Source organism: Streptomyces sp. QH1-20 (assembly GCF_041283565.1).
Taxonomy (GTDB): Bacteria; Actinomycetota; Actinomycetes; order Streptomycetales; family Streptomycetaceae; genus Streptomyces; species Streptomyces syringius.
Genome location: NZ_CP166299.1, coordinates 6636845 through 6657951 on the forward strand (window position 1 = coordinate 6636845; position 21107 = coordinate 6657951).

32 protein-coding genes, 1 tRNA gene and 1 pseudogene are annotated in these 21107 nt (G+C 61.4%); 19 read left to right on the forward strand and 15 right to left on the reverse strand.

What is annotated here, in order from left to right; translation table 11 throughout:
* Positions 1-29: 29 nt before the first annotated feature.
* The 13 genes from AB8O64_RS29815 to AB8O64_RS29875 form a co-directional block, all read right to left on the reverse strand.
* A complete protein-coding gene (locus AB8O64_RS29815) occupies positions 30-413 on the reverse strand; it encodes a hypothetical protein (protein WP_370422500.1) in 384 nt (127 codons plus the stop codon).
* On the reverse strand, positions 410-739 hold the full coding sequence (locus AB8O64_RS29820) for a hypothetical protein (RefSeq protein WP_370422501.1): 330 nt from the start codon (positions 737-739) through the stop codon (positions 410-412). The genes AB8O64_RS29815 and AB8O64_RS29820 overlap by 4 nt, the downstream gene beginning before the upstream one ends.
* Positions 739-1071 carry a hypothetical protein gene (locus AB8O64_RS29825; protein ID WP_370422503.1) on the reverse strand — a complete coding sequence of 111 codons (333 nt, stop codon included), beginning with the start codon at positions 1069-1071 and terminating at the stop codon, positions 739-741. Before AB8O64_RS29825 ends, AB8O64_RS29820 begins: the two co-directional genes overlap by 1 nt.
* Positions 1068-1442 carry a hypothetical protein gene (locus tag AB8O64_RS29830; RefSeq protein WP_370422504.1) on the reverse strand — a complete coding sequence of 125 codons (375 nt, stop codon included), beginning with the start codon at positions 1440-1442 and terminating at the stop codon, positions 1068-1070. Before AB8O64_RS29830 ends, AB8O64_RS29825 begins: the two co-directional genes overlap by 4 nt.
* 36 nt (positions 1443-1478) lie before the next feature.
* A complete protein-coding gene (locus AB8O64_RS29835) occupies positions 1479-2594 on the reverse strand; it encodes a hypothetical protein (RefSeq protein ID WP_370422505.1) in 1116 nt (371 codons plus the stop codon).
* Between the two features lie 92 nt (positions 2595-2686).
* Positions 2687-3250 (reverse strand): hypothetical protein, encoded by a 564-nt coding sequence (locus AB8O64_RS29840; protein WP_370422507.1) that lies wholly within the window; start codon positions 3248-3250, stop codon positions 2687-2689.
* A 98-nt stretch (positions 3251-3348) separates the two neighbouring features.
* Positions 3349-4770 (reverse strand): phage portal protein, encoded by a 1422-nt coding sequence (locus AB8O64_RS29845; RefSeq protein ID WP_370422508.1) that lies wholly within the window; start codon positions 4768-4770, stop codon positions 3349-3351.
* A 94-nt stretch (positions 4771-4864) separates the two neighbouring features.
* Positions 4865-5875 carry a hypothetical protein gene (locus tag AB8O64_RS29850; RefSeq protein WP_370422510.1) on the reverse strand — a complete coding sequence of 337 codons (1011 nt, stop codon included), beginning with the start codon at positions 5873-5875 and terminating at the stop codon, positions 4865-4867.
* A gap of 9 nt (positions 5876-5884) precedes the next feature.
* Complete coding sequence (locus AB8O64_RS29855; protein ID WP_370422512.1) at positions 5885-6478, reverse strand: hypothetical protein; 594 nt, start codon at positions 6476-6478, stop codon at positions 5885-5887.
* A gap of 12 nt (positions 6479-6490) precedes the next feature.
* The gene (locus AB8O64_RS29860) at positions 6491-6931 is read right to left on the reverse strand and encodes a hypothetical protein (RefSeq protein ID WP_370422513.1); all 441 of its coding nucleotides are present in this window, start codon (positions 6929-6931) and stop codon (positions 6491-6493) included.
* Positions 6931-7113, reverse strand: coding sequence for a hypothetical protein (locus AB8O64_RS29865; protein WP_370422514.1), 183 nt, complete (start codon positions 7111-7113; stop codon positions 6931-6933). The genes AB8O64_RS29860 and AB8O64_RS29865 overlap by 1 nt, the downstream gene beginning before the upstream one ends.
* Before the next feature lie 188 nt (positions 7114-7301).
* The gene (locus AB8O64_RS29870; protein ID WP_370422516.1) at positions 7302-7631 is read right to left on the reverse strand and encodes an HNH endonuclease; all 330 of its coding nucleotides are present in this window, start codon (positions 7629-7631) and stop codon (positions 7302-7304) included.
* Positions 7632-7718: 87 nt separating this feature from the next.
* Positions 7719-7791: transfer RNA gene (locus AB8O64_RS29875), tRNA-Glu, on the reverse strand.
* A 461-nt stretch (positions 7792-8252) separates the two neighbouring features.
* On the opposite strand from AB8O64_RS29875, the gene AB8O64_RS29880 reads away from it, so the two are divergent.
* On the forward strand, positions 8253-8738 hold the full coding sequence (locus AB8O64_RS29880; protein ID WP_370422518.1) for a hypothetical protein: 486 nt from the start codon (positions 8253-8255) through the stop codon (positions 8736-8738).
* Between the two features lie 124 nt (positions 8739-8862).
* On the opposite strand, the gene AB8O64_RS29885 is transcribed toward AB8O64_RS29880, so the two are convergent.
* Positions 8863-9267, reverse strand: coding sequence for an acyl-CoA thioesterase (locus AB8O64_RS29885; RefSeq protein ID WP_370422519.1), 405 nt, complete (start codon positions 9265-9267; stop codon positions 8863-8865).
* Positions 9268-9270: 3 nt separating this feature from the next.
* On the reverse strand, positions 9271-10116 hold the full coding sequence (locus AB8O64_RS29890) for a helix-turn-helix transcriptional regulator (RefSeq protein WP_370422520.1): 846 nt from the start codon (positions 10114-10116) through the stop codon (positions 9271-9273).
* Between the two features lie 473 nt (positions 10117-10589).
* On the opposite strand from AB8O64_RS29890, the gene AB8O64_RS29895 reads away from it, so the two are divergent.
* From AB8O64_RS29895 to AB8O64_RS29980, 18 genes and pseudogenes are all read left to right on the forward strand, one after another.
* Positions 10590-10928 carry a hypothetical protein gene (locus AB8O64_RS29895; protein ID WP_370422522.1) on the forward strand — a complete coding sequence of 113 codons (339 nt, stop codon included), beginning with the start codon at positions 10590-10592 and terminating at the stop codon, positions 10926-10928.
* Positions 10925-11770 (forward strand): RecB family exonuclease, encoded by an 846-nt coding sequence (locus AB8O64_RS29900; protein WP_370422524.1) that lies wholly within the window; start codon positions 10925-10927, stop codon positions 11768-11770. Before AB8O64_RS29895 ends, AB8O64_RS29900 begins: the two co-directional genes overlap by 4 nt.
* A 31-nt stretch (positions 11771-11801) precedes the next feature.
* Positions 11802-12623, forward strand: coding sequence for an AAA family ATPase (locus tag AB8O64_RS29905; RefSeq protein WP_370422525.1), 822 nt, complete (start codon positions 11802-11804; stop codon positions 12621-12623).
* Between the two features lie 66 nt (positions 12624-12689).
* Positions 12690-13121 carry an endonuclease VII domain-containing protein gene (locus tag AB8O64_RS29910; RefSeq protein ID WP_370422526.1) on the forward strand — a complete coding sequence of 144 codons (432 nt, stop codon included), beginning with the start codon at positions 12690-12692 and terminating at the stop codon, positions 13119-13121.
* A complete protein-coding gene (locus AB8O64_RS29915) occupies positions 13118-13366 on the forward strand; it encodes a hypothetical protein (RefSeq protein ID WP_370422527.1) in 249 nt (82 codons plus the stop codon). Before AB8O64_RS29910 ends, AB8O64_RS29915 begins: the two co-directional genes overlap by 4 nt.
* Before the next feature lie 64 nt (positions 13367-13430).
* A pseudogene (locus AB8O64_RS29920) lies at positions 13431-13553 on the forward strand (CHC2 zinc finger domain-containing protein); the annotation flags it as partial.
* 31 nt (positions 13554-13584) lie between these two features.
* Positions 13585-14271, forward strand: a complete 687-nt coding sequence (locus AB8O64_RS29925; protein WP_370424076.1) for a topoisomerase — start codon at positions 13585-13587, stop codon at positions 14269-14271.
* Complete coding sequence (locus tag AB8O64_RS29930) at positions 14268-14672, forward strand: DUF3310 domain-containing protein (protein WP_370422528.1); 405 nt, start codon at positions 14268-14270, stop codon at positions 14670-14672. Before AB8O64_RS29925 ends, AB8O64_RS29930 begins: the two co-directional genes overlap by 4 nt.
* A gap of 47 nt (positions 14673-14719) precedes the next feature.
* A complete protein-coding gene (locus AB8O64_RS29935) occupies positions 14720-15232 on the forward strand; it encodes an HNH endonuclease signature motif containing protein (RefSeq protein WP_370424013.1) in 513 nt (170 codons plus the stop codon).
* A gap of 50 nt (positions 15233-15282) precedes the next feature.
* A complete protein-coding gene (locus AB8O64_RS29940) occupies positions 15283-16038 on the forward strand; it encodes a hypothetical protein (protein WP_370422529.1) in 756 nt (251 codons plus the stop codon).
* Complete coding sequence (locus AB8O64_RS29945) at positions 16038-16604, forward strand: hypothetical protein (RefSeq protein ID WP_370422531.1); 567 nt, start codon at positions 16038-16040, stop codon at positions 16602-16604. The genes AB8O64_RS29940 and AB8O64_RS29945 overlap by 1 nt, the downstream gene beginning before the upstream one ends.
* Positions 16601-16789 (forward strand): hypothetical protein, encoded by a 189-nt coding sequence (locus tag AB8O64_RS29950; RefSeq protein ID WP_370422532.1) that lies wholly within the window; start codon positions 16601-16603, stop codon positions 16787-16789. Before AB8O64_RS29945 ends, AB8O64_RS29950 begins: the two co-directional genes overlap by 4 nt.
* Positions 16790-16799: 10 nt before the next feature.
* The gene (gene nrdJ, locus AB8O64_RS29955; RefSeq protein WP_370422534.1) at positions 16800-18806 is read left to right on the forward strand and encodes a ribonucleoside-triphosphate reductase, adenosylcobalamin-dependent; all 2007 of its coding nucleotides are present in this window, start codon (positions 16800-16802) and stop codon (positions 18804-18806) included.
* A 59-nt stretch (positions 18807-18865) separates the two neighbouring features.
* Entirely contained in the window at positions 18866-19384 is a 519-nt protein-coding gene (locus AB8O64_RS29960) for a hypothetical protein (protein WP_370422535.1), read from the forward strand.
* Between the two features lie 100 nt (positions 19385-19484).
* Positions 19485-20168: an FAD-dependent thymidylate synthase gene (gene thyX / locus AB8O64_RS29965; RefSeq protein WP_370424015.1), complete on the forward strand. Its 684-nt coding sequence runs from the start codon at positions 19485-19487 to the stop codon at positions 20166-20168.
* A complete protein-coding gene (locus tag AB8O64_RS29970) occupies positions 20168-20305 on the forward strand; it encodes a hypothetical protein (protein WP_370422536.1) in 138 nt (45 codons plus the stop codon). The genes thyX and AB8O64_RS29970 overlap by 1 nt, the downstream gene beginning before the upstream one ends.
* A complete protein-coding gene (locus AB8O64_RS29975; RefSeq protein WP_370422537.1) occupies positions 20302-20742 on the forward strand; it encodes a hypothetical protein in 441 nt (146 codons plus the stop codon). Before AB8O64_RS29970 ends, AB8O64_RS29975 begins: the two co-directional genes overlap by 4 nt.
* A gap of 114 nt (positions 20743-20856) precedes the next feature.
* On the forward strand, positions 20857-21084 hold the full coding sequence (locus AB8O64_RS29980; protein ID WP_370422538.1) for a hypothetical protein: 228 nt from the start codon (positions 20857-20859) through the stop codon (positions 21082-21084).
* Positions 21085-21107 lie beyond the last annotated feature (23 nt).

The window sequence follows — 21107 nt, forward strand, 5'->3', positions numbered from 1 at the left end:
ACTTCAAGGTCAAATAAAAACCTGGTGCCTCACGAGTCCGTGATGAAGACCGTGACCTCACCCTGGTAGGTGTGCTCGCGCGAGGTGGTGTCGGGGAAGTACCGGGGCGAGATGCCCTCGGCCACGTCGAGGACCAGGGCGTCACCCACGGTCCGGCCGGGCAGCTCCTCCAACAGGGCCTCGCGCACGACGTACGCCAGCTCGGCCGCCACCGAGCGGTCCTTCGCGTACACCTGGTACGTGATGTCGGCACGATCCATGCAAGCCCGGATGGCTCGGAAGCCGCCGGCGTGCTCCAGGTAGACCGTGGTCTCGTCGGGCTCCCGGCCCACCAGGTCCCCGGTCACGTGGTCGGCCAGGTCCTTGCGGGCCGACAGGAAGTCGAAGACGACGGCAACGGGGTCAATCCTCACTGCTCCCTCGCCTTCATCAGGGCGGTCTTCAAGGTGTGACGGCCGGGGTGGCGGCGACCGCCCTTGTCTCGCCAGCCGTATTCGACGAGCAGGGGGTGACGGTCCGCCTGAACTGCCGATCGGACGACCCCGTTTTCCTCCCAGGCCGTAACCGAGATCGAGCGGGCGTACATGTTCCACGAGCCCTTGTTGTTCTTCGGGGCGTCGTGTCGAGCGGTAGCGGCGATCTCGGAAGCCTTCTTGGACAGGAACTTCGCGGTCTCCGTCGAAGACATCGCGCGCTTGAGCGCGCGTTCGTTGAGTTCGAGCCTGAATCGAGCGGCCATCAGTGCTCCACCCTCCAAGCTCGAATGCGCACATGCCGGAGGGAGAGGTGGCGCCACTCCAGTGGATCACCGTCCACTTCGTAGGTCAGCCCGTGGTACTCGATGCGATCCGCGGAGTCCACGTCCGTTCCGGCCGGTAGGTAGACGAGAAGGCGCTCCTGGGCCGTCTCACGCTCGGGGGAGCGGACCTCGAAGGCTCGGTCGGGTTGGACGCAGGCGAGGCCGGCGAAGACCGTTCGGGAGGCTTTCCAGTCGCGCTTCTTGGTGTAGGGCCCGTCCTTGGTGATGTCGGCTCGCAGGATGCGAACCGGGTCGGTGAAGAGGTTCTTCATCGGCCCTCCACCACGATTCCGTCCCAGGCCGGTGTGTCGACCTGGAGGGGAAGGGATGTCAGCTTGCGCCGGTAGCGCTTGAGCGAAGTCCTGGAGGCAGGTGAGAGGGACTGTGTGGTGGCAGAGGAGCCGAACTCGACGGAGATGTCCCCAACCTTCTCTGAGACGATTCCTGGAGACACGGCTAGCCAGCGGATGACCTCGGCGCAGATGACGGCCCGGATGCCGGGCGAGTCCTCGCGGTAGCCCGATCCGCAGTAGTCCGCCACAAGGGCGGAGGCGTCCGTGATGAACGCCTCCACCCTCGGCTTCTCGTCGTCCTCGATCTTGCGCCCGAGCCGGACTTCGATGTCCACAGCAGTGATGCTCATATGTCACATCTCAACTTGATGGGCAAAAAGAGAGGCTTACTTAGAAGGCGTGGTCTGCACCGCAACCGTGCGGTTCTTCTCGACCGCCACCCGGTTGTGATCCTGGATGGCCTTCTCGACACCCGTGGCGACAAGAAGCTGCTCGGGACGGATCACCTTGGCGTCGTAGATCACGCGCGACTTGATCGCGTCTGTGAAGCTCTTCTCGGGCTTGTACGCCTCCATCTGCGCAAAAGGAATCACCAGCGAAGTCGCAGAAGTCGAGCCCATGAACATGTCGATGTTCTTGAACTCGTCGTGGCGACGGCCCTTGACGAGCTTGCCGGCCTCGGCACGCGCGTTGCCCAGGGTGTTCGAGACACGGACCGGGATGCCCAGGATGGTGCCGATGACGCCGGAGGGCATGACCGCGCCGCCGCCGAAGTGATTGGCGTCGATGAACTTCGGGTCGCGCAGAAGCAGCGAGCGCAGGCGCGGGGAGATGAAGAGGTAGCGACTGTCGGGCGCGTTCTTGAGGTCGAGGTTCTCCAGCATCGCAACCACGTAGTCGTAGACACCGATGACCTCGGTCTCCAGGGCGTTCGGTGTCACGGTGTCGATCTTGCCGTGCAGTGCGGGCAGCGTGCTCACGTCGCTAGGCATCGACTCGACGCCGTTCAGGTCCTTACCGGCGACGGCCGCGGTGAGGGTCTGGGCCAGCATCTTGTCGATGGAGACGGCGGCCTGACGGCCACGCTGACGAACCAGCTCCGACATCAGGTCAATGCCGCTCTTGGTCTGGAGCTGATGAAGGGCATCGATCTCGATGTGGAAGCTCGACCCCTTGCCCACGGTCATCGGGATGTACTCAAGGGCGGCGTGATCCGTCTCGCCGATCTCGCCGTACGCCTTGATCAGGCCCCGATCCTCCACCGTGTCGATGAAGTGCGGAATGCGAATGCGGTCACCCTCACGCCGAAACTCGCCCTCGTAGCTACGGTTAGTGATTTCCGCGGAACCGAGGATGAGATTGTCCTCAAGGTCCTGAAGGAGCTGAGCAGTCCAAAGCTCAGGGACGAAAACGCCGTGACCCTTGAGAACCGGGTCGGCGCCAGCGGGGCCGCCAGCCAGAAGACCGGAAGCTGCCTGAGTGCTGAAGTCATTACCAGCCATAAGTTACCTCTTTTGGGCATAAAAAAAGGCCCCGAAGGGCCTGCGAGTGGGGTTGGGGTATCACATCTCAACCTCGTGGCAAAAAAGAGAGATTACATCTCTCCCCGCATAAGGGCGTCGCACTTGCCCGCCGCGCGGGCCTCGTTGATCTCCCTAGGAGACATGCGGGAAAGGTCCTCACGAGTGAGCTGGCCGGCGGCCGGGCTCCCCTGACGGCCCAGGCCGATGTTCTGCGCGTAGGATGCGCCGGAACCGGACTTGGGAAGGGACGAGACGAACGCCTCGATACGGGCGGAGTCCGGGTTACCGTCCTCGCCCACGAACGAGCTGAGATTCAGAAACTCGGCACCAGGAAGAGTCACCCCAGCCGCGTAGGAAGCGGCACGCAGCTCGGCGTTAACAAGCTTGTTTCCAACCTCGGAGAGGGCCGCATTCCGCGCCTCCACCTTGGCGGCCTCGATGGCCTTCTCGGTATCAGTCATCTGGGACTGCCGGAAGCCCTCAAGCTCTGAGGATGCCTGCTTGAAGCGGTCCTCGTTCTTGCGTGAAAGAGCCTTCCACTTGTCGATTTCTGCCTGAAGTGCTGCCGCGTCCGGCTGGGCCTCGCCCGCCGTGCCGGCCTCGGCGGAAACCTGATCGTTCTTGTTCTCGTCCATGTGGATCATCCATTTCGGATCAGGCCGAGATGTCACATCCCAACCTGGTGGGCAAATAAAAAGACCCGTTTCGGGAGCCGCGAGGGTAAACGTTTCTGCTACTTCTCGAACCGCTGACGGTTCGCGTTGCCTGAGTTGCCTTGGGGTGGCTTCTGGGCTTCCTTCTTGAGCTTGGCTTCAGATGCGGCCGACTTGTCGTCCGCCGACTGCTGGGCCATCGCCATTTGCTGACGTTCCTGCTCCGTCTGGTACTTGTCGGCGCGCTCCATTTCGGTGCGGGCCTCCTCCTCAAGGAGCTGATCGAAGCGGGCGATCTGCTGTGGGCTGTAGCCAGCGTCGGCCCACAACTGCTGCTTGGGCACGCTGAGTTGCTGGAGCTTCAACAGGGAATCAACATGCTGAGCTTCGGTGCGGTTCTCCGGATCGCGCCAGATGACTTCCGCGGCCTCGTACTCCTCCTGCGGGCTACCCTTCTCGACCTCAATGGCGAGACGGATGATGGCCTCCCATGCCTCACCGAAGTGCAGCATTCGTTCCCGGGTTTTGGAAACCAGGCCGGCTTCCGCAGAGGTGATTGCGTCACCGCTCGGGGGCTGGCCGCCCTTCAGCATGTAATGGAATGGGACCCTCGCGATCGAGGCCATGTGCATTGTCAGCATGTCCACCAGAGACACATAGTTACTGAGGTCAGCGGCGGCGAACTGGCCGAACGACGCGGCAGGGTCCTCGGCCTGGAGGAGCTTGTCCACTGCAACCTTGAACGGCTCGATCAAGTTGCCGTTCTCGTCCTCCTGGATCTCCAAACCCGTCACGTACCGCTGGGGCCAGGCCGCGTACTCGGAGGCCACGAGAGAATCAGCGACCGTCTTGTTGATCGCGTCCTGAATGGGGATGACCGTGGACAGGTCCGACATGGGCTCGCCCACCAGGCGGGCCCGGTTCTGAATCGGCACCACTGGAGGCCGATTCAGGGGGTTGGCCTCGGTCCGGTCGATCGAATAGCCGCCAATCTTCCAGTCTCCGGTGTAGACCTTGTCGCCCCACCAGAGGGTGCAGAACTGCCGCCCCCAGTCGTCCACGTAGAACTTGGCCGCAGCCTCGATCTCGTGCCGTGAGCCCGGCTTGTACTGGACGACCATGTGTTCCGCGGACTCGATGGAGATGACGGCCTTGCCCGCGTCGTCGGCCCACACCACCGCGTAGGCGGCGCCCTGGATCATCGCGTCCAGGTGGGCTGCGTTGGACTCCGAGTCGAGCCGGTTCCGCTGCCAGATCTCGCGAGCGATCTTGTCCTCGGTCGGCTCCTCCGACAACCTGAAGCCATCGATGAACATCCGCTCGTTGACGCTGTCGATGATCAAGCCGCAGAAGTTGTCATTCCAGCGCTCGAAGATGTGGGCGAACTCAGTCCTGTACTTGGACTGGGCGAAGAGCATTTTCTGATGCTTGCCGTCGTAGTACTCCCCGTACCGTTTGTAGGAACCGGAGCGGGAAGAGAGCTTCGACGCAAGGTAGTCCATCCACATCTGCGGAGAACTTGGAGGCGAAAGGACTCCATCGGAACCAGGAGTATCCAGTGCAGCAGTAGCCATATGGGCCCCTTTCGAGCGGGGCTCAGAAACCGACTACTCGCCTCCGCTTGATCTGGAGGCGCCCATCAGCTATCGCGTCAGCGCGAGCTTCCAGAGCGAGTACGGCAGCCACCGCGATATCAATCTTCCGTTTGGATCGAGGAGAGTCTTTTACGATCAGATCGCCTTGAGGAACTTCGCGAACAACTGCGTTGAGTACGTGGCGAGTCATCTCGGGTTCCCCGACGTGAGAGAGGTCTCCGACCATCACGGCCGTTCGGAACCGCTCGACTGCCTGAGTCATCCGTGTGGGCTTGTTGGTCCAGTACTCGAATACGTAGTCGTCGCCCCAAGTGACCGCCCAGCGGCCGATGTTCTCTTGCCACCAAGGCGGATCGGCGTACATCCACTCAACCCGGTAGGTTTCGAAGGCGCGCTTCACTGCGGCCTCCACGGAAAGCACGTCAACTTCCCATTCGGCCGTGGCGTGTTCGGGCCGAAGCCACTGCCCGAGGGTGAACAGTTTGGCGTCGTGCAGGCGAATACCTACCAAACCTGTGCCGTCTCCTCGGACACTCCCATCAAAGCCAATGGCTATCTGCTCGCCAGGCTTGATGTCGTTGACGCTCTCGCAGGCGTCCCACTCGGCCTTGTTCATCCAGCCGTCGGAACTTTCAGCGATCTGGTTGAAGAAGAAGCGGCAATACGTCGAGTCCGGCGTCGTGCGGTCGTACAGGATGGTCTTGGTCAGGCCGTCGATGTCCGCCCAGTGAGCGTCGCCGTATGCCTCGATGAGCGAGGCGCGGACCTTCGCCTCATCCCGGATGTCCTCGACCTCGATCGAGCCTTCAAGGCAGTCGTAGAGCCAGAAGCCCTGAGCGACCATGTCTGACTCGAAGATCTGCTGAGCAACCGAGTCTTCGTTGGGATTGAAAGCGTTCGTGGTCGTCACCCAGCGGGAGCCGGCCTTCGTCGTCTTCTCGACGTTGCGCTTCAGAACCTGGTAGAAGTCAGGCCCACCATTCGAGCCCACCCAGTGGTGGACCTCGTCCATGACAATGAATCAGTCATCGTCCGGGCCCCAGCAGAACCAGTCCGCCGGGGCCCGGACAAAGGTTGGGCGATTTCCCTCGTTCGTGCGGCCAGAGGTGGCCTTGGGAGAGATCGAGCCCGGCTTACCGGACTTGAACTGCACCATGGACTTGCTGATCTCCAGGCCGTATTCCTTCTCGGCCGGAGACTCCGAGAGCATCCCTCGAATCATGTCGAGCGTCTGCTGAGTCTGATCGAGCGCCGTAGCGCCGAGCTGCACGACAGGGAGCGGCACCCGCTTGCCCACCGGCATCCCGTGCTCATCCCAGTGGGAGAACCGGCAAGGTCCGATGAACTCAACGATCGCCAACGCGGCCAAGAGCGGCGTCTTACCCCAACCCTTGGCCCGGCGCAGGGTGCCGGCTGCGTACTTCCAGGTCCCGTCCGGATTGATGGCGTAGAACCAGAGAACGAACTTCAACTGCTCCGGCGTGAACTTCCACGGCGCGCCCGCGGAATCACCGTCAGGCTGGACGATATACGTCTGAGCCCAGCGAATGATCTGGTAGCCAAGGGTCTCGTTCGGTGCCGGAACCCCCCTGGGTAGGTTGCCCGTTTGAGCCACGGCACATCACCTCTAACCCTCTGAAAGCAGCTTGAACAGCTCCTTGTCCATGTCTTCATCCGAGAGCTTCTTGGGCCCTTCCTGGGCCTTCTCGATCTCAACCGACTTGTCGAAAGACATCCGAAGTCGAGCGCGATCCTCCGTTGTGGCCCCCCATTTGCCGACCCGCTGACGGATCTCCCCGGCGTACTTCATGTCGCCCAGGTAGAAGGCGTCCACGAGCTTCGTGACGATCTCCAGCTCAGCCCAGTCGGTCTCCATCCAGTCCTCGGACTGCGGAGAGGAAGCCCACGTGCGCCAGAAGCGCTTGGCGCCGGCCGTCGAGATCCCCAGGGCCTTCGGCAGCTCCCTGCCCTCCCCGGCCTGACCGGAGAGCTTCTTCTCACCCAGGGCGTGATCCTTGTTGCGCCGGACCGCGTTGGGTTTCGGCGCCGGCCCGCGTCGAGTCGCCATCAGACGGCCCCCTTCAGAAGCTCGGGGGAGACCCCGTACAGCTCGCCAAGCTCCTCGACCTCGACCACCGCGGAGCGGTACCACTCGCGCTTGAGCGCTGCCTTCGACGGTCGCTGTGCTCGGAGGCCGGCGTGCTCCTGGTCGTACTCCTCGACCCAGGAGCCCCAGGCGTCGGTGGTCATCGCATCATCACTCCATGAATGAACTAACCCGACCTCCACAGAGGTCGGGCCTGGGTTGGTGGTTCGGGGAAAAGACCGGTCGGACGGACAGGCGGCTGGGTAGGCTCATGAGGCCGCTCGTCGAGGCCCCCGTCTACAGCGAGGGCCTGCCAGTGGTCTGAGGCCCCCGGGTTAGACGGGGGCCTCTGTCATGCCCGGTCCTCGTAGTAGGTCTTGAGGGCGTGGCACTTGCCGCACAGCACCCAGAGGTTGTCCAGGTCCCAGGAGCCGCCTCGGCTCACCGGGACGATGTGATCGACCTGGAGGTTTTCCCTCGTCCCGCACTTCTGGCAGGTGAATCGGTCGCGGGCGAACACCCTGGCCCTGCGAGAAGACCAGTCACCGGGGCGGGACTTGTTCCGGGCGGACTTCCGGTCCCAGCCCTTGCGGGCCGGGGGAGCGTGCTCCTCGCATCGCCCTGAGCGGGCCGTGACCTTGGTGCAGCGGTTGATGTAGCAGACGCTCTTGGCACGAGGCATGAGCCCACCCCCTTTTGAGTTGGAATCCCGACGAGGCCGGACCATCCGGGTCAGGTGTCTGTGTGTGATGCGCTGCTGCATCGGGATTGGTGAATCGACAGGGACTCGAACCCTGACCTGCCTCCCGGAAGGGGAGGAGTGCGCTCCTACACCGCGATTCCAGTCGGTAGCTACCCGACCTTGGCCAGCCGAAGGGGATCAGCCTTGGCTGGTTGAATGAGGGCCCCGGCTGGGTTCTGATCTGGCAGCCGGGGCCAACGCCTTCTTGGACCTCTACCGGAAGTACTCAACGGGAGGTCTGACAAGAAGGAACCTGAAAGAGTGGGTCTGGCCTGGCCTGGCCTGGCCTGACCTATTCTTTAAAGAACTTCTAACTAACTTCTTCTCTCTTTCTTCTTCTCACTATAAATGTCGGTGTCCCAGAGGTGGCCAAGGGACAGAACCAGGTGGAGATGTGAGACACATCTCTTGTTGCTGGCCCTAACGAGTGGGTACCATGTGAGGCGCATCTCACTTTGTGATGTGAGACCAACCGGCGAGGGCGTGCTTCCCAAGATCAAGTGCTAGGGTCGTGGCCGGTCGAAGTTCGTTGGCCGAAGCAAGCAAAGGAGTGGGAGACAGGTGGAGAAGGTTCTTCCGGACTTCAACACGCTGGTCCGCCTGAAGGAGCAAGGGCTCACAGACAGCCAGATCGGCGCCAGGTACGGCGTGGTCTACCAGGCCGTGAACAAGGCCCTCACCGAGGGCGGGTACTACCACCAGGCTGTCTCCAGGGAGGCGATCGACAAGGCCATCCCTTGGACCGTCAAGCGCTCCGCGGAGGCTGGTAGCCACCACAACTCATACTTGGGGAAGGCCGTCATGGCCTATCTGCGGGTGGCCATGGGAGATGACAAGGTCAAGGACAGTCACCGCGTGGCCGCCAAGCGTCTGCGAACTCGGCTGCTTCGTGACACGAAGGTCATCGACTACGACTCCGAGAGCAAGGACGGCTTCAAGCTCGTGGACAGGGAGGAGGGGGACGGCGACCTCATCTTCCGCTGGCCTGCGGACAGGGCCCTGCCGGAGGGAGGGATTCTTGACGCCATCACTCTTTCGGACGTGTGACCACCCGTGTGAAAGCGGGGGAGGCATCCTCAACCACAAAGGCCCTCGGCTAAGCCAAGGGCCTTCATGATTTTCCACCGTAGAGGCGCCGACATGCGGCCCTCACTTCTGCGCGTCCGCACGTCTACTCGGTAAACGACGCGATAGCCTCTCGCTCGTCTTCCCGGAAGCGGCGAACGGTGTTCGCGGTCGAGTCGAAGCCAGCGATGAGCGTGCGGGACTCCACATACACATCCTCGCCGTCCTTGATCTTGCAGCGGATGATGAAGGAGGCACCCTTCACGTCCTCCACCCATGCCTCGATCGTGACCGGCTCCTCGCGGTAGACGAGCGGACGTATGTACTTCAGCGTCTGCTCGCGCACCAAAAAGTTGCACGCTAGCCGCTCTGCCGGGTCGGCGGGAACGAGGTTCGAGAACATCCGAAACCGGGTGTCCTCAAGGTAGTTGGAGTACACGGCGTTGTTCATATGGCCGTTGGCATCCATGTCGGCCCAGCGCAGTGGCATGTCGTAGGTGAACCGAGGCATCGGTTACTTTCCCTGAGGGTCGAGCGGCGGCGTTATAAATCCGTCTACTCCCTCAGGCCACGTCATGAGAACCAGCCGCAAGTGCGGGTGGGCGCTGGGAATGAAGACCTGCGAGATGCAGTCAATCGGCTCGTTGTGGAAGAACGGTAGCCGCAGGCGGTAGTGATGCCCATCGCGATTGGCCACGACGGAAGGGTCCTCATCCCAAAGAGCCTTGATCACCGGATCTTCGAGTGCTTCGAGGAGAAGGTGGGCAATGGCTGTGTCGTGTCCACGCTTGGCGATCTCCAAGCGGATCATTGCGAGAAACACGCGGACATGGTTCTCCCACCCCTCGTAGACACTACGGGCCTCGGGGTAGAGCATGACGTATCGCATCAGGTTGGGCTCCGGGTCGTGGACCCAAGGGCACCAATCGGCCATGGCCTTGTTGAACGCCACGATGCCCCAGTTCTCGTCCGAGATATAAGCCGGCCGAGGTCCCTGCTGTTCGAGAATCCACGTCATAGGGCGGAGCCGGACATCGTCGTCGTGGAGCGTGACATTGACCGGTGCGGGCACTCCCATCGTAAGGAGGAAGAGCGTCATGCGCTCCGAGTCGTCAAGGCCAAGGCAGTCTGCGATGGCGAGGAGTGTTTCCGTGTCGTACTTGACCGCTGTGCCAGCCTCGAACATTCGGTACCACTTGTCGCTCTTGCCGCTGGCCTGCTGGACTTTGGCCTGAGGCAATGGGCCGTTCAGCCCCAGCTCTTTCCCGCGCGCAGCACGCCACGCTTTGAGGTATCGGGTCAGGTTTGACGCCACCACGAGGTCAGACGTGCCGTGCTCGTGGACTTGCTCCTCGTACACCCGTTGCCTTCTTTCTACTTCCATACGCGGGGTTGGGGTTCCCCGCTAGCTAGACATTGAGGATAAGGGCTTAGTTGCATGACATAAGTCCCGAGATTTTAGGACCTACGTCACAACATGCAGCGGACCGGTAAAAAGTTACCGGTAGTCATTTACCGGTGGAGGTCGATGACTACTCACTGAGAGCCGGTAACTACTTACCGGTGAGAAAGTGCCGCCCTCGTCCTGTTATACCTGCACTTGATCAACGGGTCACCCGCTTTCCGGGCGGGCTTGATGGCGGGCGGACTTGTCGCGCTCGTGACTGGGGTGTGGCGTCGCGCCACGGTGCGCGCTGACTGGAGGGATGGGCTGTGACGACCGCCACGGTTGAGATGTGACACTATCTGTCTTGGGATGCTTTAGGGTGGCTTCAGAGCCGCCTTGGAATGAATGGGCCGCATGGGTCCAGTAGAAGAGAGGCCGTTAAAGAGGTGTTCGAGAGCTTCAAGAACCTCAAGACCAGCGAGCGTGCGGGCGAGATCCTGAAGGCGATAGCGAAGGCGGATATCACATGCAATGGTCGCGATTACACCGCGGCTTCAGGGGTGGTGACGATGACGGCGCGCGGTATCGGAAACCTCGTATGCGTCACCGTCGCAGACTCCATGACGGAGGACGAAGAGAAGGTGATGCTGGGCCTTGAAGAGCGTTTCGGCTGCGCCCTCGGGGACGCCGAGATCATCCTTCTTGAGGAGTGTGACTGGCCGCACCCGCGCATGAAGGACTCCAGCCGTTTCATCCAGTTCGAGATATTCGAGGAGTGCGCATGACTGTCGAGGAAAACTACCGTCGCTGGGCTGAGATGCCCCGATCTGTCTCTCAGGTCACAGAATTCGAGGAGTGCCCGTACAAAGCCTGGCTCAAGCGGGTCGAGCGCATCGAGCCCAGGCCGGCTGCTTGGAGTACCCATGGCACCGCCTTCCACAGTGCAGCCGAAGCCTTCGAGAAGTCAGGGCGGGAGCTGACCGCCGACCAGGCCGTGACCGTCTTCCAGGACGAGTACTGCCAGGGCATCAATCACGACCTGGGCAAGCTCAATGACATCGACCAGTGGATGCGCGCCAACAAGGGCACCGCGGCCGATGACTTGGAGGAGCGCTACGAAGCAGGCTCCCGGCAAACCCGTGAGTACGTGGAGTACGTCCAGGAGCACGCTCCCGTCCTGTGGTACCCGAAGGAGCACAAGCGCGACGGCGTCTGGCAGGTCGTCAATGGCGCCCCGGCGGTCGAGCTGTACTTCATGGTCGAGTTCGGCGGGGTCAAGGTCCGGGGCTTCATTGATCAGGTCCTCTTGAACCGGGACGACAGTAAGCGTGTCAGGGACCTCAAGACCGGTTCCACCAAGAGCAAGTTCCAGCTCCACGTCTACGGCCTGGCCGTGAATCAGCTCTACCCCGACGAGGCCCCGGTCACGAATGGCGACTGGTACCTAGCCAAGACAGGCAGGGTGTCCCGGCCGGTCAAGATGGCCGACGCTGACGAGGACGAGATCACCGAACGCATCGTCAGCATGGATCAGGGCGTGAAGGCCGGAGACTTCCCGGCGAAGCCGGGCTTTGGCTGCCGATTTTGTGATGTGTCTCATGGCTGTTCTTTTCGCTCTCGAAGTTGAGATGTGACACACCGATAGAGAGGGAAATTCTTTGTTCAGCCTCAATCAGTCCGTTCTCGTCAGGGGTGCGGCCGGCGAACCCATACCATCCCCCTACCGCGGACTTCAGAAGCTCGAAGTCGAGTTCCGGCGCGGAGACTTCAGCGTCGTGTGCGCTGGAGGTGGTACCGGCAAGAGCCTCATGGCTCTCTTCCTGGCCACCTGGTCCAACGTCCCCACGCTGTACTTCAGCGCGGACTCCACGGCCGCCACGCAGCTCTCCAGGGCCACGGCCATGATCACCGGCGACAACGCTCGTGAGGTCAAGAAGGCCCTCGTGGACGACGGCTCGTTCGACAAGTACGAGGAAGCCCTGAGTAGGCGGTGGTGGCTGCGCTTCAACTACTCGGCTCGCCCGACACCCAAGGACATCGAGCTGCACCTTGAGTGCTACCGCGAGGTGTTCGGCTGTTACCCGCACTTGGTAGTGATCGACAACATCACCAACGTGGATGGCGGCGGGAGCAGTAACGCCGAGGAGTACACCTTCGGTCTCGAAGGGCTCTGCGACTACTTCAATGAAATGGCGCGCGAGACCAGGGCTCACGTCATGGCGATGCACCACGTAGTCGGTGAGTACAGCTCTGGCATCAAGCCAATCCCGCTCGACGGCGTGAAGGGCAAGATCGGGCGCGTCCCCTCCGTCGTGCTGACCATTCACGCCGAGGTAGACGGAATGCAGGGCAGGACCCTGCACATCAGCCCGGTGAAAAACCGTGAGGGGTTCACGGACCCGTCCGGGGAGACGTACGCCTCGTTCGAGGTGAATACGAGCAACTTGCAGATCACCGATCTGGACGAAGAAGTGTTCTGACTCACAGTCCTTCAATTTGCTCAGCAAGTGGAGATGTGACAGACTGGAATCAATAAGGAAGAGGGCATGAAGAAGCCCAAGAGTGGATACCGCCCCTGTATTGGATGCCAGAAGAACCGAGCAGAACGGTTCTTCACCTCCACCAGGGCGAGGATCTGCACCACGTGCCACAAGAAGAGGCGGAGCGTCGCCTCGCACGAGGCCCGAGTTCAAACCGTCTACGGCCTTGAGGTCGGCGAGTACACCAAGCTCCTGGATGCCCAAGGGGGCGTCTGCGCCATCTGTAAGCAGTCCAGGACGAAGCGGCTCGACGTAGACCACGACCACACCACGGGACTCGTGCGCGGCCTTTGCTGCGCCAGGTGCAACCGGCAGCTCCTCGCCCGCGGCCTGCGCGACGACCCCCAGGTCGCCCGCAACGCGGCCGACTACCTAGAAAACCCCCCAGCGATCCGCTTCATCGGCAAGCGGTACCACCGAGAGGACGGCAAGAAGTGATCACGTACGACGGCGGCCAGCTCCACGTCACCCTGACCCGCAAGACCGGGCTGGCCAAGCTCGCGCGACTCCTGGAGGCGGAGGCCGCCCTTGGAATCCACGAGGAGGCGACGGTCGTCTACAAGTGCCGCAAGGGGGCTCTCCGTCAGGTCATGCCCGTCGAGGCCCTTGCCGAGATGGTCAAGCGGGAGGTCGAGACCATCAAGCAGCTCCGTCTTGAGCGCGCCCTCAAGGTTGAGATGTGACATGCCGAAGCCGGATATCGCAGGTGTCTTCCGGCACTACTACCCCGAGGTTGACCTGAAGGGGATGAACGGCTGGCAGAAGATCCACTGCCCCGAGCACCCCGAAGAGAACCCGTCCGCCTCGGTTAATTCATTCAAGAACCGCTGGCACTGCTTCGCCTGCGACATCAGCGAAGACAGCTACGACGTGATCATGAGGAAGGAAGGCATCGGGTTCCGTGCTGCTCAAGAGTTCGCCGCAGGCCGCTTCGATGGTGGAGATAGCCCAGAGCTACAGCCAGAGCTACCAGGGAAGCCCGGCCGAGCAGTACATCGACTACCGCGGTTTGGGCAGGCTCGCGACTCCTCTGGGGTTCGGGTACGTCGCAGCCCCCGCTACGGGGCATGAAAAGCACCTGGGCCGCCTGGCCATCCCGTACATCAGGCCAGCCGGGGGCGAGCACGCCGTAGCAACCATCCGGTTCCGCTGCATCAACGAGACGTGCCTTAAGCACCCGGACGGCTCCTGGCGAGACGAGGAGTTGCACGAGGGCCACGGGAAGTACCAGAGCCTTCCCGGCTCCAAGCCGCTCCTCTACAACACGCGGGCCCTGATCAAGCCGTCCCGGTATCTCGGGCTCAGCGAGGGTGAGTTCGACGCCGCAAGCGCCGAGCTGGCCGGCATCCCCACGGTTGGGGTTCCGGGAGTCTCCGGCTGGAGGGACCACTTCGACCCGGCCTTCCTCGGATACGAGGTGGTGTTCGCCTTCACCGATGGCGACGAGCCCGGCGAGAAGTTCGTACACATGCTGGCTGAACGCCTCCCCAACATCGTCCCCATCGAGTTCGGCAAGAAGTTGGACGTGAACAAGTTCGTCGTCAACAACGGGCCCAAGGCCCTTCGAGAGAAGTGCGGATTGGAATGAGCTACGAGATCGGACAGACGGTCTACGTACAGCAACACCCGGCCACCGTCGAAGCGTTCTACCCCAACCATCAAGGCGGAGTGGACTTCTACGACCTGAAGTTCCAGGACAGCCGCACCGTCGCATTCCCCGCATACGAGATCGCCGCGGAGCCCCGAGTGGGATACGAGAAGCCCGACAACGTCAACTCCCCGGCGCACTATACCCAGGGGAAGTACGAGGTCATCGACATCATCCAGGCATCCATGAGCCACGAGGGCTTTCAGGGATACCTCCTCGGCAACATGACCAAATACCTACTCCGTTGCCAGTACAAGCACCAGGACGGCGGCTCTGAGGACCTGAAGAAGCTTATCTGGTACGCGAACAAGTACATCGAAGCGGGAGGGGGTGAACTATGAATCTGTGCTTCATCGAAGCATGTGGGCGTGAGGTCTTGGCGCGTGGGATGTGTGACTCGCATTACCAACGAGCGTGGAGGGCGAAGAAGAAGGGGTGTTCGTTCAATGGATGCCCAAAGCGTTCTTATGTGCAAGGGCTTTGTGCCGCGCATCGTGACCAACTTGTGAAGGGGGGCCCTCTTCGTCCGATCAGGGTCGTGCCCCCGGTGAGGCAGAGCCCTGCTGAGCGCGCGGGATGGATTCTGAAAAGGTCGATTCCGAACGGCGACTGCTTGGAGTATCCGAACTCACAGCGCCCTGATGGGTACAGGGCTATTTCCTTTAGGGGGAAGCGTCACATCCTGCACCGATTCATCTATGAGCACCTTGTCGATGAGATACCGGCAGGAATGGCGATCCATCACCAGTGCGCTAATCGGGCCTGTGTGAATCCTGATCATCTCCAGGCCGTAACGTCACGGGAGAACGTGGCGGAGATGTTGGAGAGGAAGTTCTATCTGGCACGGATAGAGGAACAGGAGAAGGAAATTAATCGTCTGAAAGCGATGGTGATGATGTGAAGCGAATCGTTGTCCTGCCTGACGTCCAGGCTCCACTTGAAGATCCCCGCATGGTCCGCAACTGGATCAACTTCATTAAGGACTTCCAGCCCGACGAGATCATAGGTATTGGGGATACTTGCGACTTTACAGCCCCCTCCCGGTGGAACAAGGACACCAAGGGGGAGTTCGAGAACGACGTGTTCGAGCAGGCCGAATACACAAAGCGAAAGGTGCTTAAGCCTACCCGCGAAGTTTTCGACGGCAAGTTTGGAATCCTCCGCTCCAACCACGGAGACCGGCCACGGGACTACCTTCGGAAGTATGCGCCAGCCTTGTCCAAGACCGAGATGTTCGATGAAGCCAAGCTCCTCGATTACGAGGGTCTTGAGATCAACGACCTAGGCGACTTTTACGACTTCACCGAAGGCTGGACCGTCACCCATGGGCACCTGGGCTTCAGTGCAAGCCGGTATGCGGGAGGAGCAGCCATAGCAGCAGCCCGCCGCATCGGGAAGAGCGTCGTCATGGGCCACGTACACAAGCTCGGACTCATCAACGAAAGCCGCGGCTACAAGGGCAGTCTCCAGACGCTCACCGGCGTCGAAGTGGGCCACTTCATGGACATTAACAAGGCGACGTACCTCAAGCATGGCGCAACGAACTGGCAGCCCGGATTCACGGTGCTCTACGTCGGGTCGTACGGCGATGTAACTCCGGTTCTGGTGCCGATGGCCTCGGATGGTTCATTCACCGTTGAGGGGCAGAGGTACGGCGCACTGAAGCGTGGGGCTAACGGAAAGTTCGCCAAGAAGGCAGAGAACTGATGACAGAGCAGCAGATCGATTGGGCGCACCTCTCGGACCTAGCGGGCAAGGTCGCCTACGTAATAGCCGATCGCTGGCACATCGTCGAGGTAGACGACGTGAAGCAAGCGATGCTGGAGCACGCCCTTCGAGAGCGAAAGAACATCGCTCCCGTAGCGGACAACGAACGCATGATGCGGAAGATTTTCTATACCGCCGGCCAGAGGTACGCAGCCCGTGAACGCGTCTACCGAGACCTCATGGACGGCGAGTACTTCTACACCGCGGACGAAGCCAGGAACGCACTCAAGCTCCTGATCTACACCACGGATGAGTTCTCCAACATGATCGGCAAGAAGGACACGCTGAATCACTGCGAGATCACCGACAACTTGCACACGGCGCGTATGGAGGCAGAGGCCGGCCTCAAGAAGCTGAACGCCCGGTATCAGCAGCTCCTCATGTCCCACTACGTCTTCGGGCTGCCGATAGGCAGCGAGGCCGACAAGAAGGCGTGCCAGCGAGGCGTCATAGCCCTCTCGTACGAAATGAACCGCAGCATCCGCAGGAAGGCAGTCCACGCATGATCGAGACGCGTCAGATCCATAAACGCGAGGACGTGACGATCGAGGTGGTTCACGACAACTCCGCACTCAACCCCATCTATCTCCGAATCCACTCCAAGAAGGAAGCCCTCGAAGTCAACATCGCCCGGCAGGACTTCCCCTTCCTGATGCACATGCTGAACGTCACCTACACCGACACCCACTAAGGAGACCCACTTGTTCCAGACCGAAACCGCAGAGACAGTTTTCAAGCGCACCTACTCCCGTAAGAAGCCGGACGGCTCCACGGAGTCCTGGCCCGAAACCGTGCAGCGGGTTGTGGACGGCAACCTCGCCCTGGTGCCCGAGCGGTACCACGAGAAGGGCGAGCGGGAGGCCCTGGTCGAGCTGATCCAGAGCTTCAAGTTCCTGCCCGCAGGGCGGCACATCAAGTCGTCTGGCGTCAACGACTTCGCGCTCAACAACTGCTGGGCCTCCGGATGGGTTTCCGCGGACCCTGCCGAGCACTTCCGCTTCACGCTCCTCCGCCTGGCCGAAGGCGGCGGCGTCGGCGCCAACTACAGCAGCCGGTACTTCCACCAGTTCCCCATCATCGAGAACCGCGTCACCGTGCACATCGTCTGCGACCCGGCACACCCTGACTACCTCGATCTGGTCGAGGCCGGGGTCATCAGCACCGAATACGACTACGAGTGGGCCGGCGCCTACAGCGTGGAGGACTCCCGCGAAGGTTGGGCAGAAGCCCTGGGCGATCTGATCGACACAGCACACAACCCAGAGACCAGGCACGAGAACCGCGTCTACGACATGTCCCGCGTCCGGGGCAAGGGCGCCCCGCTTCGATCCTTCGGCGGTACGGCTTCCGGGCCTGAGCCGTTCGCACGGATGATGGTCGAGGTCGGCAAGATCCTGACCGACGCGGCTGGATGGCCGATGACCGGCCTGGATGCCATGGCCATCGACCACCAGATAGCAATGGCCATCGTGGCAGGGGGAGTTCGGCGCTCCGCACGCATGAGCATCATGGCCTGGGATGACCCGTACATCTGGGAGTTCCTGAAGTGCAAGGCCGACTCGGCTCATGCCATGTGGACCACCAACATCAGCGTGGAAGTGGACGAGAACTTCATGCTGGCCGTCGAGGACGGCCAGGAGCACGCTGTGGAGGTCATGAAGGCCCTTGCCGAGGGTGCTCTGAAGAACGGGGAGCCCGGCTTCTGGAACGCCGACCTCACAGCCGAAGGGGAGGTGGATGGCACCTACACCACCAACCCGTGCGGCGAAGCGACACTGACCCCCTGGGAGCCGTGCAACCTGGGCTCAGTGAACCTCGGAGCGTTCGTCTACAACGGTAGGACCGACAGCCAGGGCCTCTACGATGCCCACCGCTACGCGACCCGTTACCTGATTCGAGCGACGTTCGCCGCGGTGGCGGACCCCAAGTCGCAGGAGGCGATCAGCAAGTACAGGCGGATCGGTGTGGGACATCTGGGCTTCGCTGACTACCTGTTCAAGCAGGGCATCAAGTACAGCAAGGCCCCCTACAACCCGAGGGTTCGTACGGACCTGAAGTTCTTCGCACAGACCGTGGACCAGGCCACCATCGAGTACGCCAACGAGCTGCGCATCCCCGTCCCGATCAAGAAGCGGGTCATCGCCCCGACCGGCACCACGAGCAAGCTGGCCTCCGTCAGCGGCGAAGGCATCCATGCCCCGTTCGCTGGCTACTTCCTGCGCCGGATTCGCTTCTCGGACCTGGAGCCCTCGGAGAAGGCTCAGGTCGAGGAGTACCGGAAGAAGGGCTACAAGGTGGAGCCGTGCGTCTACGGCGCCAACACGAGCGTGGTCGAGATCCCGACTGTTGACCCGCTCCTCGCGGAGCACCCCGAGCTGGCCGACGCGTTCGAGCACGCTGGGGAACTGAGTCTCGTGCAGATGCTCGCGGTCCAGGAGCTGTACCAGGAGCTGTGGGCGGACCAGGCGGTTTCCTACACGGCCTCCGTCGATCCCGCGAAGTACGACCAGGACGACGTTGCCCGCGTCATGCTCGGGTACATGCCGACGCTCAAGGGGACGACCATCTTCCCGGAGATGAGCCGGCCTCAGACGCCCTACGAGCGGATCTCGAAGGGCCGGTATCTCGATGAAGTCGCCATTGTTGGCGAAGCAGCCTCTGACACGGGATATGACGAGGTTTGCGCCTCGGGCGCCTGCCCAATCTGAGACTCTAGTCACAGCATTTCAAGTTGAGTTGTGACACTGCAATCTGAGAGGATTTATTCATGAGCGAGAACCCCTTCGGAGGCTCCCCCTGGGATGCGACCGAAAGCAACACGACCGAAACCCTCAAGGAGTCGCCTGTGACCACTTCTACCGCCCACACCCAGGAAGGCGTAACTCTCAGCTTCAAGGGTGGTGAAGGCTACGATGCGTCGCTTCTTGTCCTTCGCGCCGCCACGATTTCCGACATGGACGCCATGCTCGACGAGGAGTCCGGTGCCCTTGCGTCCCTGATGAAGCGCATGGCGAAGATTCAGTCCTTCAATACGGAGCTGAACTTCAAGGACAAGGGCGCCAAGGCCAAGGTCGCGGGCAAGAACACCTTCTCCGGTGGCAAGGTCCAGAACTCTGGGGCTGGTGGCGAGCACAAGGGCGTGACCGACTGTGAGCACGGTCGGACCCATGTCGCCAAGAACGGCTGGGAGGCGTACTTCTGCAATGCCGACGAGCGTAAGGGTGAGGACAAGTGCCCGCCGGCCTTCCTCAACAACAAGTCCGGCAAGTTCGAGCTGAAGAACTAGTCGCTTCGCTCGCTCGCGAAGTTGAGATGTGACTCTGGGGGTCGGGTTTCCGGCCCGGCCCCCAGCCTTCTGAAAGGTAATTGTGAAGTTCAAGAACGAAATGGACGTCGAGCTGGTTCAGCAGGCTGGGACTGACGCCATGGTCTGTAGGGCTGCCAGGGTCAGCACCCTTGGGAAAGAGTTCCCCGAGATCAACGACATGAAGGACCGGGGGCTCATCAACTTCCTGATGCGAGACCGGCACGGCAGTCCATTTGAGCACGGCATCTTTACCTTTCGGATCTCCGCCCCGATCTTCGTCGTCCGAGAGTTCATGCGGCACCGCGCTGGGATGTCCTACAACGAGGAGTCCGGCCGGTACAAGGAGCTAGAGCCCGTCTTCTACGTCCCTAGCGACAAGCGGCCCCTGGTTCAGGTCGGCAAGGCCGGCGCCTACGACTTCAAGATGGGTACCTTCGGTCAGTGGTGGACCGCCGAGGAATCCATGCGCACGGCCTATGTGACTTCCTGGGACATGTATCAGCGGATGCTCGCGGAGGGCATCGCCCGCGAAGTCGCCCGGAGCGTCCTCCCAGTTGGCACCTTCTCCAACTTCTACGTCAGCTGTAATCCGCGGTCGCTCATGCATCTCCTGTCGCTGCGAACCAAGTCGCACGATGCCACGTACAAGTCCTTCCCCCAGGTCGAGATGCAGATGGTGGCTGACCAGATCGAGGCAGAGTTCAAGCGTCTCATGCCGGTGACGCACGAGATGTTCACCAAGCACGGACGAGTCACGCCGTAATGGCGAACCTGATCGACGTCTTGGCCTACTACGAATGCGAATGCGGTTTCTCATTCGTGGATCAGTACGCCAAGGATGAAGAGCTTCCCCTCAAGGTTGAATGCCCGGCCTGTGAAACCCCTGGAGTGAACGAATGAGCTACGCGTGGACCTCGAACGCATACGAGGCCGGTAACTCGGAGATGGACCTCAAGAACGTGCCGCTGAACAAGGTGACGATCGAGGTCAAGGAAGAGAACAAGGCGCTCATCGAGTCCCTGCGCAAGGACCTCGCTGACACGACCCGCAAGGCTCGCGAGGCGGATGGCGCCAAGAAGTACTGGGTGCAGCGGTTCACCGACGAGCAGAAGTTCGCCCGTGAGCTTCAGGCCAAGCTCGCCAAGGTCGAGCAGGAGAAGGCGGCCGGCGGTGGGCACCGGTACGTGCGCATGGTGAAGCACCTCGCGGACCGGAAGCGCCAGCTGGAGCGCATCAAGGCTGATGCAGCCCGAGAGATGGCCTGGGAAGAGGGTCTGGGCGCTGATGAGCGTCTGAACGAGATCGAGGCGGCCCTTGGAGCAGCCGGTGTTCGATAGCTGGGACGAAATCCCTATCTGGGTCTACGACCACAACAACATGACGATCGAGCGCCGCGTTGGGCCAGGCAATGACGAGTCAGAGTTCCCCTCGATTCTCGAAGGGACTTACTGATGTTCGGAAAGAAGTCGAAGCAGATCCGACGCCTCCGGCTGGAGGTCGAGTTGGCCAGTCAGCGTTCAAGCCACTGGCAGAAGGCGAACGGCCGGCTCAACGAGTACATCGACGGACTAGAAGCCGAACTGGACATCGCTGTCCAGGAGTACACGGAGCTGGAAAACAAGTTCAACGCTCTCGTGGCAGAACGCGAGGCTACGCAAGCCGCGGAGCCTCCCTTTTGAGCCCACAAAGTTGAGATGTGACA

Excerpts from the sequence above, each read along its gene's own strand:
- AB8O64_RS29820 (WP_370422501.1), bottom strand. The coding sequence starts at position 739 with ATGGCCGCTCGATTCAGGCTCGAACTCAACGAACGCGCGCTCAAGCGC.
- AB8O64_RS29825 (WP_370422503.1), bottom strand. The coding sequence starts at position 1,071 with ATGAAGAACCTCTTCACCGACCCGGTTCGCATCCTGCGAGCCGACATC.
- AB8O64_RS29830 (WP_370422504.1), bottom strand. The coding sequence starts at position 1,442 with ATGAGCATCACTGCTGTGGACATCGAAGTCCGGCTCGGGCGCAAGATC.
- AB8O64_RS29835 (WP_370422505.1), bottom strand. The coding sequence starts at position 2,594 with ATGGCTGGTAATGACTTCAGCACTCAGGCAGCTTCCGGTCTTCTGGCT.
- AB8O64_RS29840 (WP_370422507.1), bottom strand. The coding sequence starts at position 3,250 with ATGGACGAGAACAAGAACGATCAGGTTTCCGCCGAGGCCGGCACGGCG.
- AB8O64_RS29845 (WP_370422508.1), bottom strand. The coding sequence starts at position 4,770 with ATGGACTACCTTGCGTCGAAGCTCTCTTCCCGCTCCGGTTCCTACAAA.
- AB8O64_RS29850 (WP_370422510.1), bottom strand. The coding sequence starts at position 5,875 with ATGGACGAGGTCCACCACTGGGTGGGCTCGAATGGTGGGCCTGACTTC.
- AB8O64_RS29860 (WP_370422513.1), bottom strand. The coding sequence starts at position 6,931 with ATGGCGACTCGACGCGGGCCGGCGCCGAAACCCAACGCGGTCCGGCGC.
- AB8O64_RS29865 (WP_370422514.1), bottom strand. The coding sequence starts at position 7,113 with ATGACCACCGACGCCTGGGGCTCCTGGGTCGAGGAGTACGACCAGGAG.
- AB8O64_RS29870 (WP_370422516.1), bottom strand. The coding sequence starts at position 7,631 with ATGCCTCGTGCCAAGAGCGTCTGCTACATCAACCGCTGCACCAAGGTC.
- AB8O64_RS29885 (WP_370422519.1), bottom strand. The coding sequence starts at position 9,267 with ATGCCTCGGTTCACCTACGACATGCCACTGCGCTGGGCCGACATGGAT.
- AB8O64_RS29900 (WP_370422524.1), top strand. The coding sequence starts at position 10,925 with ATGACTGTCGAGGAAAACTACCGTCGCTGGGCTGAGATGCCCCGATCT.
- AB8O64_RS29910 (WP_370422526.1), top strand. The coding sequence starts at position 12,690 with ATGAAGAAGCCCAAGAGTGGATACCGCCCCTGTATTGGATGCCAGAAG.
- AB8O64_RS29930 (WP_370422528.1), top strand. The coding sequence starts at position 14,268 with ATGAGCTACGAGATCGGACAGACGGTCTACGTACAGCAACACCCGGCC.
- AB8O64_RS29935 (WP_370424013.1), top strand. The coding sequence starts at position 14,720 with ATGTGTGACTCGCATTACCAACGAGCGTGGAGGGCGAAGAAGAAGGGG.
- AB8O64_RS29940 (WP_370422529.1), top strand. The coding sequence starts at position 15,283 with ATGGTCCGCAACTGGATCAACTTCATTAAGGACTTCCAGCCCGACGAG.
- AB8O64_RS29945 (WP_370422531.1), top strand. The coding sequence starts at position 16,038 with ATGACAGAGCAGCAGATCGATTGGGCGCACCTCTCGGACCTAGCGGGC.
- AB8O64_RS29950 (WP_370422532.1), top strand. The coding sequence starts at position 16,601 with ATGATCGAGACGCGTCAGATCCATAAACGCGAGGACGTGACGATCGAG.
- AB8O64_RS29960 (WP_370422535.1), top strand. The coding sequence starts at position 18,866 with ATGAGCGAGAACCCCTTCGGAGGCTCCCCCTGGGATGCGACCGAAAGC.
- thyX (WP_370424015.1), top strand. The coding sequence starts at position 19,485 with ATGGACGTCGAGCTGGTTCAGCAGGCTGGGACTGACGCCATGGTCTGT.
- AB8O64_RS29970 (WP_370422536.1), top strand. The coding sequence starts at position 20,168 with ATGGCGAACCTGATCGACGTCTTGGCCTACTACGAATGCGAATGCGGT.
- AB8O64_RS29975 (WP_370422537.1), top strand. The coding sequence starts at position 20,302 with ATGAGCTACGCGTGGACCTCGAACGCATACGAGGCCGGTAACTCGGAG.
- AB8O64_RS29980 (WP_370422538.1), top strand. The coding sequence starts at position 20,857 with ATGTTCGGAAAGAAGTCGAAGCAGATCCGACGCCTCCGGCTGGAGGTC.